Annotated in this window: 8 protein-coding genes; 3 read left to right on the forward strand and 5 right to left on the reverse strand. The window is 64.8% G+C overall.

Annotation, left to right across the window (positions count from 1 at the left end; genetic code table 11):
• Positions 1-310: 310 nt before the first annotated feature.
• A complete protein-coding gene (locus G4D83_RS42355; RefSeq protein ID WP_163870644.1) occupies positions 311-5260 on the forward strand; it encodes an ATP-binding protein in 4950 nt (1649 codons plus the stop codon).
• Between the two features lie 20 nt (positions 5261-5280).
• Positions 5281-5634: a DUF3969 family protein gene (locus G4D83_RS42360; protein ID WP_240357123.1), complete on the forward strand. Its 354-nt coding sequence runs from the start codon at positions 5281-5283 to the stop codon at positions 5632-5634.
• Positions 5635-5643: 9 nt separating this feature from the next.
• Here G4D83_RS42360 and G4D83_RS42365 read toward each other — a convergent pair whose 3' ends face one another.
• From G4D83_RS42365 to G4D83_RS42380, 4 genes are all read right to left on the reverse strand, one after another.
• Positions 5644-8547, reverse strand: a complete 2904-nt coding sequence (locus G4D83_RS42365; RefSeq protein WP_163870646.1) for a PAS domain-containing sensor histidine kinase — start codon at positions 8545-8547, stop codon at positions 5644-5646.
• A gap of 78 nt (positions 8548-8625) precedes the next feature.
• Entirely contained in the window at positions 8626-12279 is a 3654-nt protein-coding gene (locus tag G4D83_RS42370; protein WP_163870647.1) for an efflux RND transporter permease subunit, read from the reverse strand.
• Complete coding sequence (locus G4D83_RS42375) at positions 12276-13403, reverse strand: efflux RND transporter periplasmic adaptor subunit (protein WP_163870648.1); 1128 nt, start codon at positions 13401-13403, stop codon at positions 12276-12278. Before G4D83_RS42375 ends, G4D83_RS42370 begins: the two co-directional genes overlap by 4 nt.
• 166 nt (positions 13404-13569) lie before the next feature.
• Positions 13570-14202, reverse strand: coding sequence for a hypothetical protein (locus G4D83_RS42380; RefSeq protein ID WP_163870649.1), 633 nt, complete (start codon positions 14200-14202; stop codon positions 13570-13572).
• 135 nt (positions 14203-14337) lie between these two features.
• Here G4D83_RS42380 and G4D83_RS42385 point away from each other — a divergent pair, with 135 nt between their 5' ends.
• A complete protein-coding gene (locus G4D83_RS42385) occupies positions 14338-15072 on the forward strand; it encodes a TetR/AcrR family transcriptional regulator (RefSeq protein ID WP_163870650.1) in 735 nt (244 codons plus the stop codon).
• On the opposite strand, the gene G4D83_RS42390 is transcribed toward G4D83_RS42385, so the two are convergent.
• Complete coding sequence (locus tag G4D83_RS42390) at positions 15009-15758, reverse strand: metal-dependent hydrolase (RefSeq protein ID WP_163870651.1); 750 nt, start codon at positions 15756-15758, stop codon at positions 15009-15011. The genes G4D83_RS42385 and G4D83_RS42390 overlap by 64 nt on opposite strands.
• Positions 15759-15830 lie beyond the last annotated feature (72 nt).

Below are 15830 nucleotides of genomic sequence, written 5' to 3' on the forward strand. Positions count from 1 at the left end.
GAACGACGACTTCGTCGTCTTCGTCAATCGCAGTTCTCTATAGCGGCCCTCAGTCGAGACGCTCGTTCGCAGTCGCAAGATCCTCCTGCCGTTCCTGCCGCCCCATAGTTCCGACCTCAACCCCAGAGGAGTCGTGCTGCTGAAGGTAAGGATGCTCCTGCTGGCCATCGGCGTACCAACACACGTTCTATCATTGAAGCAAGGCGGGAAGCATTCCCTGCCGTGCAGACATAGGACGTAGGCGCTTGGTCCACCTGCTGCGGCCGCCTAGCTCAGCCTCCCTGATCACCATGCTAGGATTCGTTTCATCATGCCTAGCTCCCCCCGAACGATCCCCGCTGCAGGCCGCGCGACCGAAGCTGGCATGTCGTTCCAGGCTGGTGTCGGACTGTGGTTCGCCGCCTACATCGTCAGTGATAGGTCGATCGGTCGGCGGTTCGGGCTTTCAGATGCAGTTCGTCCGATCGAGCTTCAGTTTGAAACGGGTATAGGCCTCGACGACATACTTCTGAAGTTGTCTGACGGCAACGCTATCTTTGTCCAGTGCAAGACTGGACTATCTCTTTCTGCCGATCCCGCTTCGGACCTCGGGACGACACTGCATCAACTTGTCCGCTTGCTGCTTGCTCTGAGATCGGGAGTGAGCCGTGGAACGTGGACGGTTCAGGATTCGACGCAGTGCTCAGCTGTTCTCGCGGTCGCTGCAGATGCTCCACGTACGCTGGATCATCTTCACGCGTCCTGTCGCGCCTTCGACTTCGGCGGAGACTGGCCGACAATTCTAGCTCAGCTCAACGCGCAGCGACGAGTAGCGATGGAGTTGTTCGAGCAGCACGTTCGATCAGCTTGGCAGACAGAGACAAACTCAGGTCCTACATGCGCAGATCTGGTCGAATTGGCGCGTCTCTTTCGGATTGAGCGCTTCGACATTGATTCAGGTTCGGCTGATTGGCGAGACGCTTCTCGCGTGCTTGGTTCAAGCCTATTCGAGCGCGAAGGTGCAGGTGACACGCCTCTTTCTAGCCTACTCGGCACTGTCCGAGGACTTGTTCAGAGCGGGGCTCCTGCAGATCAGCGTGGCCTTCTGCGAGCATTGCGTACTGCTGGCCACGAGGACACTCGAGCTCCCCGCTACGAAGAGGACATCGATCGTATAAGAGAGAGCACGCGTCACGAGTTGCAACGGCTCGAACGCCACCAACGCCTAGAAATAGGAGGCGGCGTCCTCATTTCACGTGAGTGTCTCACGCCGCTCGACGCGGCAGTAAAAGAGGGAAGCATCCTCCTTTGCGGCGAGCCAGGGGCAGGGAAAACTGGACTCCTTGTAGCTTTGGCGAGCAATTGGAGTTGCAGTAATGCCCCTGTAGTCGTCATCTCTGTTGATCGACTGTCCGGAATAGCAACGCGCCATGCTCTCCGTTCTGAATTCGGGTTGGAGAACGATTTACTTGAGGTCCTTGCTCATTGGCCCGGACGAAATGCAGGCCTGCTCGTCATCGATGCTCTCGATGCATCCCGTGGAGGCCCAGCAGAGGCCGTATTTTCCTCGCTAATTGAGGAAGCAGTAGTGCGCCTTGGTGAGCGGTGGTCAGTTGTGGCATCAGTCCGAACGTTCGACCTCAAGAGTGGCCGTCGCTTCCGCGAGGCTATGCGCGGCACTCCTCCCGACCGTGCGTATTCCGAGGCAGGTCTTGAGCAAGTCCGGCACTTCAAAGTCCCTCGTCTCTCTGCAAGTGAACTGTCCACCGTTGCACGGGCGAATGACGAACTGGCTGCACTCCTGGGAAATTCGCCCCGGGGGCTCAGCGATCTTCTCGGCAATCTTTTTAGTCTTTCGATTGCAGTCAATCTCATCGCGGGCGGTATCCCTGCGGCGAGTATCCGGCGCATAACCACTCAGTCGGACTTGCTTGAACGTTACGAAGACGAGCGCCTACCGAACAGACGCATGCTCGCTGCCGTAACAAACACGATTACAGTCATGGTCGAACGACGCCGACTGTCAGTGCGATGGCTGGATATACAGCACGAGGCCATGGACGAAGTCCTCGCGTCAGGGGTCTTGGTGAGAACCGGAGACAGGCTTGAGTTTGCCCATCACGTTCTCTTTGATCACATTGCTGGTCGGTACTTTCTGGAATGGGATGAGCCCGACCGCCTGTGGGCGCGAATTAGGGACACGCCTGCCGTTGGTTTCATTCTTGGCCCGTCCTTGCGTTTTGCTATGGAACGCATGTGGCGTGATGACGAAAATGGCCGACCTCGGTCGTGGCGATTTATCGCGGAGCTTGCGAAAATAGACAACCTAGACCCAGTGGTCGCAAGCGTCGCGCTACGTACCGTTTCTGGCCGCGTGGAGCACACGGCAGATGTTGAGGCACTTGCCGTTCTTCTTGAAAATCAGCAGGCAGATCATGCAACATTAGGGACAATGCTGTCGCGGCTTGTGCGCTTCTTTGGCATGAGTTTTTCCGGAAGGGAACCGGACAATGCCAGTATCGCGATCGCTTGGGCCACCCTTGCTCAACGTGCGATTAGAACAGGCAAGAGAGAATTCACCGACGGTGTGAACATTCTGCTCTGGACGCTGCTTGAGCGGGGAGACTTTGGCGTCAGTGGCTATATGCATGTATTCGGTGGTGCCGCTCGCGACCTTCTTGCTTTTGCATGGGCGGCGGATCCATTGAGGCCGAACTTGGCAACGAATGCAATCCGCTTCGCTGCTAGAGCCTTTGCTGCCGATCCGGCGGCATCCGTTCGCCTTCTTGAACAGATAATACAGGAGCCTCGCTTTTCGCAACACGTGCATGAAGAGGCTTTTGAGCTCGCGGAGGGTATTCTGCATATTGCGCCTGTTGACCCTGCCTTCGCAGTTCGGATTTATGTCACGCTCTTCAGTCGACCTGTTCCGCAGGACGGGACAACCGTAATGGGAGCAGGGGTAAGCCGCATTCTCCCGGTTACGTCGACCCGCAAGCAGGATTATGAACACGCTAGGTGGCAGCTAACTCAATCACTCCCACGATTTCTTGCTGCAGTCCCTGGTTCAGGAACGAGGGCACTCATTGGCGCTGCGAATGGGCTCGCCGAGCAGATGTCCTACCGTGCCAATCAGCTTGTGCGTGTTACGGAATATGCAGGAGAGATGGAGGTTACCATCCTCCATGATCCGTTCTCACCCGGGGACTGGCGGCGGCCAGGGGATCCCGCAAATGAACTGCTTGCTGTCTTTGCTGGATTCCTACGAAACTGCACGCCCGAAGCATTTCGTGATGCGGTAGGCGCAGTTCTCGAATGCCCGACCAGTTCGGCAGTTTGGGCGCAAATCTTCGAATGTGCAGTGGAGCGCATCGGAGTCGCTGACGATCTCCTCTGGCCTATTGTTACGACTCCGGCACTCGTTTGCATCGCAGCCATCGCCCCTGGTGCTGTCAACTACTTGTCTGCGGTCTACCCATCAAAATCTGAGGGCGATCGGCGCGTGTTTGAAACCGTTGCGCTAACTGCGGACCACTTTAAAGTCGAGAATGAGCGCAACTCGTGGCGCAGATTGCTGAGACGCTTTCTATCTGTCGTGTTGCCCGACGCGCTAGTAACCGAGTCGATGGGGGAGTTGAGAGCGGAATTCGAGCGTGAAGGACAACTTACCGGCAACCAGCCCTCGGCGTCCTTCGAAATGCGATTTAGTGGATCAGATGATATCGCCGAGGAACTGCTTGCAAATATGGGTGTTGAGCTTGGCCGTTCGCCAGATCGAGAGATATTCGCGGCAAGTCAGTCTCTCGGCCGGATGCTTGAAGCGTCGGCCAAAGAGCCGGATAACTCCGAGATTCAGAGTATCTGGTCTGCCGTCATGGCAGCGGTTGTTGCTGTTGACGCTTCCGTTGATCCGCTGCCTCACAAGGAGACTTTGCACTCAAGCTGGGGAACGATCAGCAATGCGCTTGATCGCATTGTTCAAAGCGAGCATTTCAACCCCACCGAGTATGGCCAGCCGGGGCTCGACGCCGTTCTTGAACTGGCCTCTCGTCTTGCTGCTAGTCCTTACCCTGAGTCGCGCGGCGAGGGTGACGAACGTGACGATGATATAGGGTGGGGTAATTGGGATGTTCGTGTTTACGCGGCATCAAGTTTCATGGCGCTCGCACCGCTCGTTGTGCCTCAACGCCCGTCCATCCTTGGTGCTTTGCACACATTTCTAGGCGATCCACGCGCGACTGTACGACTCCAAGTTGCTCGGCAGCTCAACGTCCTATGGGACGTCGCCCGCGAACCTATGTGGGCCATGGTGGCTCGCGTTGCCAACGAGGAACCTAACCTTCCTTTGCTTGGCTTCTACGTCGCTGGGTCGCTTAATCAATTGGCTACGGTTGATCCTGGCCGTTGCGAGGACATGCTGGCCTCTGTTCAGCGACGCGTTGAGCTGCACGCAGCCGAGGGTCGCGGTACGCGAAGCGATGGTCTGAAAAAAGCTGTTGGTCGTCTAGTTACGTGGTTGTATGTTGCCCGTGGTCGTGAGCGTGCTCAAGCTTGGGTTTTTGGCTGGATGGCCAACCTTGTGGCAGGAGAGAGTTATCTTCTGTCCATGCTTTCGTCGCTGCGAAGTGCCTTGTTTCTCAGCTACCAGCCTAGCCTAACACCCGACGGAAACGTGCTTTTTGAGAGGGCAAAAGGCGTCCTGGAGAGTGTGGCCGCGACGGCGGTAGAGGTCATTGAGTTGGCTAGGCGCGAGTTGCAATCTGACGACGTTGCTGGGAATGAGAAGGCGGCTCATGAGCAGTGTTGTCGCGCAGGCGCGCGTATTCTTGAACACGCATGTAGTCAACTCTACTTCGGTTCTGGCGCAGTTAGAACGGAGGGGCAGGAGGAGCAGCCCGGACTGACGAACGCTAAGGCAATGCGTCTCTTTCTACGTGATTTCGGGCCGACGCTAAAAAGGATCGGTCAGGCCGGAACGCCCCGCACGCTTCATTACCTTGTTGAGCTGTACGACTATCTCTCTGATGCCTCGCCTGGAGAGGTGTTCGACCGGCTTGCTGACATCTTGGTCGGTCCGGCTATCCGAGAGGGCTATCATCTTGAGCGTATGGCGTCTGACGTGCTCGTCAGCCTCGTGAGGCGAAACCTCGCGGATCATCGAGCCATCTTCGAAGGTTCGGCTCGCCGCAATCGGCTGGTGGAGGTTCTCGATGTCTTCTCGCGTGCGGGTTGGCCTGAAGCCATGAATCTCCTCTACGAACTGCCGGATATCCTGCGATGAGTAATCTGAGCGAACTTGACGTGTCGCTGCGCGCGGAAGGCGGCGATGATGCGCAGCGACTGGTGGCGATTTCGGCCCTGGGTATGTGTCGCGCGTTGAATTCGGGTGCGGTCACCGCGGCCTATGCATGTCGTCAGCTCTTCGGCCCCGCGCTCCTGGCCCGGCTGGAGACTCCCGGTGTCCATCCGGAGCTCCGCCACGCCATCCACCTGGCGACCGAACTCGAGGACGTCGCCGACCTCGTGCCCGACAAGATGCGCTCCTCCATCACTGAGATTGAGGACAAACTGCTGGCCGTGCTGTCGAGCCTCGCCTCCGCCGAAGTCACAGCCGAAAAGTGGCTCGTGAAGCGGACCGTGCCCGCGCCGCACTGAGCCGCTGGCTCAGGCGTGCCGTGTGAGCGAGGTGTCCGCTCGTTTCACGGCGGGGAGCGAGAAGTAGAACGTCGTGCCGAGGCCCGGGTGGCTCTCCACCCAGACGTGGCCCCCATGGGCCTCGGTGATTCCCCTCACGATGGTGAGCCCCAGTCCCGCGCCGTCCTTGTGCCGGCTCCCCGCCTGCCAGAAGGGCTCGAAGAGGTGGGGCAGGTCCTCGGCCGGGATTCCCGAGCCGGTGTCCTTCACCGAGCACCGCACCATGTCCCCCCACGGCTCCGCGCACAGCGTGACAATCCCACCCATGGGGGTGAACTTGAGTGCATTGCCAATCAGGTTCGAGAAGAGCTGCAGCACCCGATCACGGTCGACGAACATGGGCGGAACGTCGGGCGCGAGTTCAACCTGGAGGTGGACGGAACGCGCGTCCGCGAGCGCGCGGTGCTGATCCAACGCCTCCTGGAACAAGGTCTCCGTCGACTCCGGCCGTCGGTCCACCCTGAGCCCGCCACCCTGCATCCGCGCCACGTCCAGCAGGTCCTCGATGAGCGTGGTGGCACGGATGACCGCCTTCTGGATGGAGTTCAGTGGCCGGGAGTCCGAGGCCCGCTCCGCGGGCGAGCGCTTCATCAACGTCCCCGCGCTCAACGCGATGACGTTCAGCGGCGAGCGGAGGTCATGCGCCACGATTCGCAGCACCTCGTCCCGCAGATGCGTGGCCTCCTCGGACTGGGCATGCAGGCTGGCGTTGTCGATGGCGAGCGCGGCACGGCGCGCCACCTCCTCCACCAGCGCCAGGTCCCTGGGCCCGTAGTGACGCCCCGACTCGGACGTGGCCAGCGCGACGACGCCGAGCATGTGCCCCCGCGCGCTCAGCGGGACGACGATGCACGACTGCGGCGCCAGCCGCGTCAACATGTCCAGGTGCCGTGGCTCCTCCGCCGTGGTCTCCAGCAAGCTCAATGGCACCTCTTCCAACAGGAGGGACTGACCCGTCTGGAAGACCTCCGCGAGGCCGTTCCCGCGCCGGAAGGCCGCCTGGGGATACATGTCGAACAGCGCCTCCAGGAGCCTCGACTTCTCCGGCGAGGCCGCCAGGCACTCCCTGCGCAGGACGCGCCCGCTCTCGTCGAGCATGGCGATGAGGCAGAGGTCCCCGAGCGCCGGAACGATGAGCCGCGACACCGTGGAGAGCGTCGTCCGCGGGTCCAGCGAGCTGGCCAGCCGGGGGCCGGCCTCCGCGAGCAACAACCAGTCGCTCTCCAGCCGCTTGCGCTCGGAGATGTCTTGAATCTGCGAGATGAAATGGATTGGCCTGCCCCACGAGTCGTGGACGAGCGAGGCCGTCAGCAGGACGTCGACCAGGGAGCCCTGCTTGTGGATGTAGCGCTTCTCCAACTGGTAGGTCGCCTGTTCCCCGTCGAGCAACCGCTTCACCTCGAGCAGGTCCTTCTCCAAATCCTCGGGATGGGTGAGGTCCTGGAACGACAGCCCTCCCAAGGCCTCGCGCGAATATCCGAGCATGTGGCACAGCGCTCCATTCACGTTCAAGAACTGCCCCTCCAGCCCCACCAGGGCCATGCCGATGGGCGCGTGCTCGAAGGCGGTGCGGAACAGTTCCTCGCGATTCCGCCGGGCCTCCTCCTCGCGCTCGCGAGCACTGATGTCCCGGAGGATGACCACGCGCTGCCAGGTCCCCTCCACCCAGACGTCGGCGAGGGTGGCCTCCGCCGAGAACACCTCACCCCCCTTGCGAAGCCCGAGCAGCCGACGGTGCTCCTCGCGGGTGCCCATGCTCGTGCCCAGCGGCTCCTTCAGGAGAAGGCTCATGGGCTGCCCCAGGGCTTCGTCCGAGGCGTAGCCGAAGATCTGCTCCGCGCCGGTGTTGAAGAGGGTGATGTGCTGGCGCGCGTCGATGGTGATGATGGCGTCGGCCGCGTTGTTGACGATGCCGGAGAAGCGGGCCTCCGAGTCGCGCAGGGAGCGCTCCACCTCGCGTTGGCTCGCGTCCAGCCGTGACAGGGCATGGGCGTTGCGCGCCAGGATGGCCAGGAACGCGACCACCGTGACGAGCGCGAACACGGAGGTCCCGAAGGGAGCGTCGCGAAACCCCAGCCGCTCGCTGAGCAAACGAAGCCCCCAGACGACCAGCGGGATGAGGATGGTCGCCGGCAGCAACCTGCGCGCCATGAGCCCACCCGCATCGTTCCGCAGCAGCACGCCCACCAGTCCGCGCCTGGGATGGACGCAGAGCACGCCGAGCGACAGCACCAGGCACACCAGCGCCGTGTGCAGGGCCATGGGCTGATAGGGCCCGAACGTCGCGAGCCCTGGCGGAGGTGCGCGGGGGGCTTCTTCCAGGTACGCGTAGCCGATGAGCGCCTGCGCGGCGATGACGGAGACGAACAGCGCGAGGAGCCGGGCGGGGTGTCCTCCCCTGGGTGTCCTGATGTGAAGCAGCAGCAAGGCCAGCCCCAGGAAGCACAGGCTCAACGCCGTCAGGGGAGACGGACGGCCTGGCAGGTCCGGCGCCATCCTGAGCACTGTCCGTTCGAAGAAGAGCAGGTCGAGGCCCAGGTCCTCGCGCGCCAGGTACTCGAAGAGAATCAGTCCACCGACGAGGAGGACGAGCAGCGCCAGGGCTTGTCCGGCCAGCCGCCTGCGTGGGCTCATCGGCTGTTTGTGCAAGAGCCAGAGCGACACGCTCGTGGCGAGCAGGCCCATCGCGGTGATGGGCATCATCGGCCCGGCACCCGGTAGGTCGAGCACGCGGGTGAGCCGCACGCTGCCGAGCGCCCAGCCAACGAGTGCGGCGGTCGTCACCAGGACGGCCAGCAGACACACGGCGGGAACCAGCCAGTCGAGCACCTTTTCGAGTGGGCGCAGGGTGGCACTGGAGCGTGCGGCCGTCATGGGGGCTTCCATCCAGGAAACTGGAGACCCCCTCCGATGAGGGCCAGGGGCACGTCCCCGTTCAATCCACCGCCTGTCTCACCGAGTGCTCGCCTCGGGAGGCTTCTCCTGGGGGTGAGCGTCCCAGCGAATCCAGCGCAGGTCCCTCACGAAGAGGGTGTAGAGCACCGGGACGAGCAGCAGCGTCAACACCGTGGCCACGGTGAGTCCGCCAATCTGCGCGTAGCACAGGGGTTGCCACAGCGGCCCGCCATGCAGTGCGAGCGGGATGAGCCCCAGCACGGTGGCTGCCACCGTCACCAACACGGGCCGCAGCCGGTGCACGCCGGCATCGAGCAGCGACTCGCGCAGGGACTCGCCGCGCTCGTGCGCCTCTTCGATGTAGTCGAAGAGGACGATGATGTGACTGACGATGACGCCCATCAGGCTGATGATGCCCAGGAAGGCCATGAAGCTGAACGGCGCGCCCATGATGACCAGCGAGACGAGCGCCGCCGCCGCGCCGAAGGGCAGGGCCGCGAAGACGACCAGCGGCTTGACGGCGTTCTTGAACTGGATGACGAGCATTACGTAGATGGCGACGATGAGCATGCCCAGCACGACGACCATGCTGGCGAAGCTCTTCTTCTGCTCCTCGGCCTCGCCGCCAATCTCCAGCGTGTAGCCGATGGGCAGGCTCTTCTGGAGCGCGTCGAGTCCGGGGCGCGCCTCCTTCATCACCTCCGACGGGAGGACCCCCGGCTGGGGGAAGGTCGCGACGGTGATGGTGCGGAACTGGTTGCGGCGTCGGATCTTCTCCGTCTGGAGCGAGTAGGTGACGCGGGACACCTGTCGCAGCGGTACCTTCTGGGGCCCGGTGCGAGAGCTGACGTAGAGGTTCTCGATGTCGCCGAGCCGGGCGCGCTCCTCCGCGCGGAGCCGGGCCACGATGTCGATTTGATGGATTCCCTCGCGAAGCTGGCCCACCGTCATGCCATTCATGGCGACGGCGGAGGACGTGGCGACGTCCAGGTTGGTGACGCCAGCGAGGTTGGCGCGGTCCGGGTCCACCTCCAGCTTCACGGAGAACGTGTCGCTGCCCCAGTCATCCCGCGTGCGCGCCGTCCCGGGGACCGCGCGGAAGATGGCCTTGGCGCGCTCGGCGATGGCTCGGAGCTGGGAGATGTCCTCGCCGGAGATGCGGATGGACACGGGGATGCCCACCGGCTTGCCCGTCTCCAGCTCGCGCACGTCGATGCGCGCCCCCGCGATTCGCCGGGACAAGGCCTCCTGGAAGCGCGGCACCAGCAGGCGGGTGTCTTCCTTGTTGCGAACCTGGACAACGAGCTGCGCGTAGTTGAATTGCTGGAGCTCCGGCGCCACGGAGAACCAGAAGCGCGGGCCGCCTCCTCCAATGAACTCCGTCACCGATTCGAGAATCTCGTGGGGCCTGCCGCCGTCCTTCGCGTGCACCTCGCCGTAGTCCGCCGCCACCTCCTGGAGGATGCGCGTGGCTTCGCGGGCCGTGTCTCGCGTCGCGGTGAGGGTGGCGTCCTCGGGCAGCCAGACGTCCACATAGGACAGATAGGACAAGTCCTTGGGGAAGAAGGCGGATCTGACGCGGGTGCCCACCAGCGCCCCCGCGACGAGGATGACCAGCGAGACGCCGACGACGAGGATCCGGTGGTCGATGGCCCAGCCGACGACCTGTTGGTAGCGCCGGGCGAAGCTCCGCGGGCTCTGCTGTTCAATGGGCACCTCCGCGTGCTCGGGCGCGCGGAGGATGGTGGAGCCCAACAGCGGGATGAACGTCATGGAGACGATGCGGGAGGCCACCAGGGACAGGGTGAGGACGATGGGCAGCGTGCGGATGAACCGGCCGGTGTCCCCGGGCAGCGAGAGGAAGGGCAGGTAGGCGGCGATGTTGGTGAGGGTGGCGAAGAGGATGGCGGTGGCCAGCTTCGTCGGCCCGAGCCACGCGGCGATGCGCGGCTTCCAGCCCATGGCCAGCGAGCGTTTGATGGCGTCGCTCGCGACGACAGGGTCGTCCACCAGCAGGCCCAGCGCGATGATGAGCGACGCGATGGAGATCTGCTGGAGGTCCACGCCGAACACGTGCATCAACCCGAAGGTCATCGCCAGGGTGATGGGAATCGACAGGGCCAGGAGCAGGGCGGTGCGCCACTCCCAGAAGCCGATGAGCGCGACGAGGACGACGAGGATGATGGCCTCGTAGAGCGACGACATGAACAGGTCGACGTTCTCCTTCACCTGGAGCGGCTGGTCCGACGTGCGGCGGATGACGAGGTCCTCGGGGAGCAGCCGCTTGACGTGGGCCAGCTCCGCGTCGACCGCCTTTCCGAAGGAGTCGATCTGCTCTCCGGGCCGCATGTTGACGGCCAGGGTGATGGCGCGGTTGCGGACGAAGTGGCCCTGGGCGTTGCGTGCATCCAGGTAGTTCAGGAAGCGGGGCGGACTCTGGTAGTCGCGGCGCACGTCCACCAGGTCTCGCAGGTACACCGGCGTGCCACCGCTGGGCGTGGCGAGGATGTCACCCAGTTGCGTCTCGCTGGTGAGCTCGCCGGACGGGTCGATGGTGATGCTCTTGCCGCCAATCTCCAGGATTCCGCCGGGCGCGGTGATGTTGCGCGCGGAGATGAGGTTGGCCAGCCCCGACTGGTTGACGCCGTAGGAGGCGAGGCGCTCCTGGGAGTACTCGAGATAGATCTTCTCCGGCAGGACTCCGGTGCGGGTCACCTTGGAGACGACGGGCAGGCGCTGGAGGTGCCGCTGGAGGGTGTCGGTGAAGTCGTCGAGCTGCCGGTGGCTGTAGCGGTCCCCGGCGTTCTCCGTCAGGCGCGCCAGCGCATCCTTGGGCGAGCGCACGACGATGGGCCGCCACACGTCGGGATGCAGCTCGGAGAGGCTCAGGTGGTCCTGGGCGAACGCGCGCAGGTGTGCCAGCAGCTCGGCGTCGTCCAGTGACGTGGCCATGTCCACGCCGATGAAGCCGGGGCTCTGGATGAGCCGGGCGTCGTCCGTCTCGGCCAGGGTGTCGAAGAACTGGCGCGCCTGGTCTCCCAGCCGCTGCATGGATGTCGCGTTGATGGCGGGGGGGAAGCTCACGACCACCGTCGCGCGGGAGTGATGGGACTTCGCGGAGGCGCGGACGTCCTCGATGGCGCGGGCGATGGCGCGAGCGCGCAGCTCCAGCTCCACGTCGTTCGCCTGCGGACTGGCCACCGTGAGCATCAGCGTGGCGGTGTCTCCGAAGTCCTTCAGGAACTGCACGGGGCCTGCGCCCGAGGGCAGGTCTCGAATGGTGTCGAGCCGCCCCTGGATGTCGTCGAACTCCTTGGCCCGGTCCGTCACGTCCTCCTTCAGCGTGACGTAGACGACGGACAGGCTGGTGCGACTGATGGATTCAATCTTCTCGACGCTGGCGTTCTCGGAGATCTTCTGTTCGATGCGGCGGGTGACGAGCTGTTCGATCTTCTCCGCCTCGGCCCCGGGCCACAGGCAGGTGGCCACGGCGACACGCACGGCGATGACGGGGTCCTTCGCCTTGGGCATCTTGAAGTATCCGTAGACGCCCCACGCGAGGGTGAAGGCGAGGAAGACCCACGCCACCTGGCGCTTCTCCGTGAAGTAGCGCGCGGTGTTGTGCTTGTGGCGCACCAGGGCTTCGTCGCGCGCCCGCTCCGCCTGCTCGGGATTCGGAGGCGGGCCGGACTCGTCAGTGGGAGCGCTCAAGGAATCACCTCGACCGCTTCGCCGTCGGACAGGAGGCTGGCTCCGGTGACGACGATGCGCTCACCGGCCTGGAGCCCCTGCTTCACGGGGATGACGTTGCCCAGGTATTCGCCGAGCGTCACCTCGCGGGCATGCACCAACGCCTTGCCGTCCTGGTCCTGGAGGATGAACACGGCGAAGCCGTCGGGTTTGCCGGGGGCGCGGACGATGGCGGACAGGGGCACGAGCAGCTCGGGCTGGAGCCGCGCGGAGCCTCCGTCGCGCAGTGACAGCGCGGCCACCATGCCGGGCTTGAGCCGCTGGTCAGCGTTGGGGATGGAGACCTCCACGGCGAAGACGCGACTCTTCGGGTCCGCGGACGGAGCGATGCGGGAGATGCGTCCCTCGAACTGCTGACCGGGAAAGGCCTGGGTGATGACGGCCTGAGGAGCGCCGAGTCGGACGCTGGGCAGCAGCGTGTCAGGTACGCCGAACACCACGCGCACGCTCTGAGTCTCCGCGACGGAGAATGCGACGGTGCCGGGCGCGGCGAGGGCGCCGACCTCCACCGCGCGCTTGAGCACCACGCCCGTCAATGGCGAGCGCAATTGCGTGTCATCGAGCGCGGTGCGGGCCTCCTCCACGCGCGCCCGGGCAACGGCGGCGGCTCCGGCGGCGCTGTCCCGCTGCGTGCGCGCGGCATCGAGCTGCGCGGGAGTCTGGACCTCGGCGGTGACGAGCTTCGTCGTGCGGTCGAAGTTGATCTGCGCCTGCTCCTCGGCGGCGCGGGCCTGGGCGAGCGCCGCGCGGGCCTCGGTGAGCTTCTGCGAGTAGTCCGTCTTGCGCAGCGCCGCCAGCTCCATGCCCTCGCGGACGTTGTCGCCCTCCTGGAGGATGCGGGGGCGGCCGTCGACATCCCGCACCTTGGCGATGGACTCCACGTAGCCGCCGACCTTGAAGGCCAGGTCAACGCGGGTCGCGGGCTGAATCTCGGCGGAGAAGCGCGCGTCAGCGGTCGTCCCGGAGCGGCCCACGGTGGCGATGCGCACGGCGGTGGGCGGCGCGGCGGGAGGGGTACTCTGTCCGCACGCGAGCCCGAGCAGGGCCCACCCCATGAGAGTGAAGGCCTGGAACGACGTCCTCATGGCGCGGGCTCCTGCGATTCGGCAAGCGTGTTGCGTGAAGGACAGCCCCGGAGGATTGGGGCCATCCCGTGGGAGACCTCACCACGGTGAAGAGACGACTCGGGTGTGGGCACGGTGTGGCGGGCGTCGCGTGTCACGCGCTCGACAGGGAAATCGAAGGGGATGCTCAGAGGACGACGAGCAGTCCCAGCGAGGCCGTCGGGTAGACCTGCCGCAGCGTCAGCTCGCCTCCGGTGACGCGCAGCTCGCGGGTGTCCGTGAAGGTGAACCCCGGTCCACCGCGCGCCGTCAGTCCCAGTCGCCCGGACCCCGGCCGCCACATGACGCCCACCGCAGGCTCCAGGAACGCCGTGGTGCTGGCGCCTTGAGACGGGCCCTTGCCGGAGCGCGCGACGAACTCCTCGAAGCCCGCCGTCAGCCCGACGAAGGGCCGCAGCGTTCCATTCGCGAGCTTCACCACCGTGTAGCGCGCGTCGGCGCCCACCGCGTAGTTGAGCTTCACCTCGCCCAGCTCCGCCCCATCGAAGCGCGTCCTCACGCCCACGGTGTTGCCCCACTGTCCCGCGCGCGTCATCAGGCCGAAGGAGAAGGGCCCGTCGAACGACGGAGAGATATCCAGGCGGACGCCGTACATGGACGCATCCAGCGCGGGCGGCTGAATCTCCAACAGCACCGCTCCTCGCCGCTCCCGCTCTCGCGGCGGAATCGTCTCCCCGGCGTCATCCGCCAGGGCCGGCGCCCCCAGCAATGCCACCAACGCCAGGACCACCTTCAGGGCTCCTCGTGACTGGACTCGCATCGTGCTCTCCATTTAGTCGTTCGACTAATTTAGTTACACGACTAACTAAGGCGGGGCCTGAGTGATGTCAAGGCGACCGGGCAGCCGGGGTGGGGCGCGCTTGCGGGTGGGTGTCTGGCGTCCTATGGGGGACAGATGGCCCGTCCACGCAGCGGCAAGACACCGTCGAGTCCTCCTCCGGAGCCGTCCGCTTCGGGCGAGCCGGATGCCCGCGAGCGCCTCATCGCCGCCAGCTCGCGCGTGCTCGCGGAGCGTGGCTACGACGCGACGACGGTGAAGGAGGTGGCGCGCGTGGCCGGGGTGAACCAGGGCCTGGTGCACTACTACTTCGGCAGCAAGGACGCGCTGCTGCTGGCCGTCACGCGCGAGCACAGTCAGCAGTACTCGGAGGAGCTGCGCCGGCTGCGCGAGGAGACGCCGCTGGAGCAACTGGCGGACACGAGCTTCGCGTGGGGCGAGCGTCACCTGCGCGCGTCACCCGAGCAGTTCCGCCTGCGCTATGAGCTGTTCGCGTTGGGGCTGCGCAATCCGGAGCTGACGTCCGCCGTCGCCGAGCTTCAGGCCCAGGGGGACCTGGAGGTGGCGCGGACGGTGGCCCGCTACCGGGGTGGAGACGCGGCGAAGCCTGAGCCCCTGGACCTGCACTACGCGGTCATCATCAAGGCGTGCTTCGACGGGCTCGCGCTCCAGGCGATGCTGGATTCGAAGTTCGACCCATCGCCCATCTACGCGCTCTTGAAGCACCTGGTGTTGTCGAGCGTGGAGGGGCCGGGGGGCGGAAAGCCGGCGCGCAAAAGCACCCGGACTCAGGCGCGCAGGGGCACGCCTCCCGCGCGCCGTCGTCGGGTGTCTCGTCGCACGCCTCGCTGACTCGTGCTGGCTAGCGCGGTCCGCTGTCCTGGCGTGAGGAACCTCACCCGGCGGTCCCCTCGAAACGCGGCGCGCACCTGGGGCTCGGTGGAGAGGGGCTCGAAGGTGCCGTAGTGCATGGGGACGATGAGGGATGGGCGGAAGTACTTCCGGATGGCCAGCGCCGCGGTGTCGGGCCCCATCGCCCAGCGTCCACCTCCCGTGGCGAGCAGGACGATGTCCGGATGGAACAGCTCCTGGATGAGCGACGTGTCGCCGAAGAGCCAGGTGTCGCCCGTGTGGTAGAGCGAGCGTCCATCCGCGAAGGTGCGCACGTAGCCCAGCGGTCTTCCTCCCGGCTCCGTCGAGTGCATCGCGGGCACGGCATGCACCTGGACGTCGCCGAGCGTGAAGCCACCTCCCACGTTGACGCTGTGCTGCTGCGCTTCGGGAATCTTCATGGCCCGCAGGTGCTCGCCCGTGGTGACGATGAGCGCCCCCGTCACGCGGGCCAGCTCCGGGGCGTCACCCGCGTGGTCTCCATGGGCGTGCGTCACGAGGATGGCGGTGGGTTTCTCCTCGGCGAAGCGCGCGAGGGACTTCCACGCGGTGGGCGTGCTCGGGTTGTCCGTCAGCCACGGGTCGATGAGCAGGCGCGTTCCTCCAGGAGAGATGACCTCGAACGCGGCGTGACCGAGCCACGTCACGCGCAGGCCACTGGAGGGCTCGGGCGCCGCATTCGCTCGAGCAGTGGGTGCGGCCGGCGCTGGGGTGTCCGT

This window comes from Myxococcus eversor, from assembly GCF_010894455.1.
Lineage (GTDB): Bacteria > Myxococcota > Myxococcia > Myxococcales > Myxococcaceae > Myxococcus > Myxococcus eversor.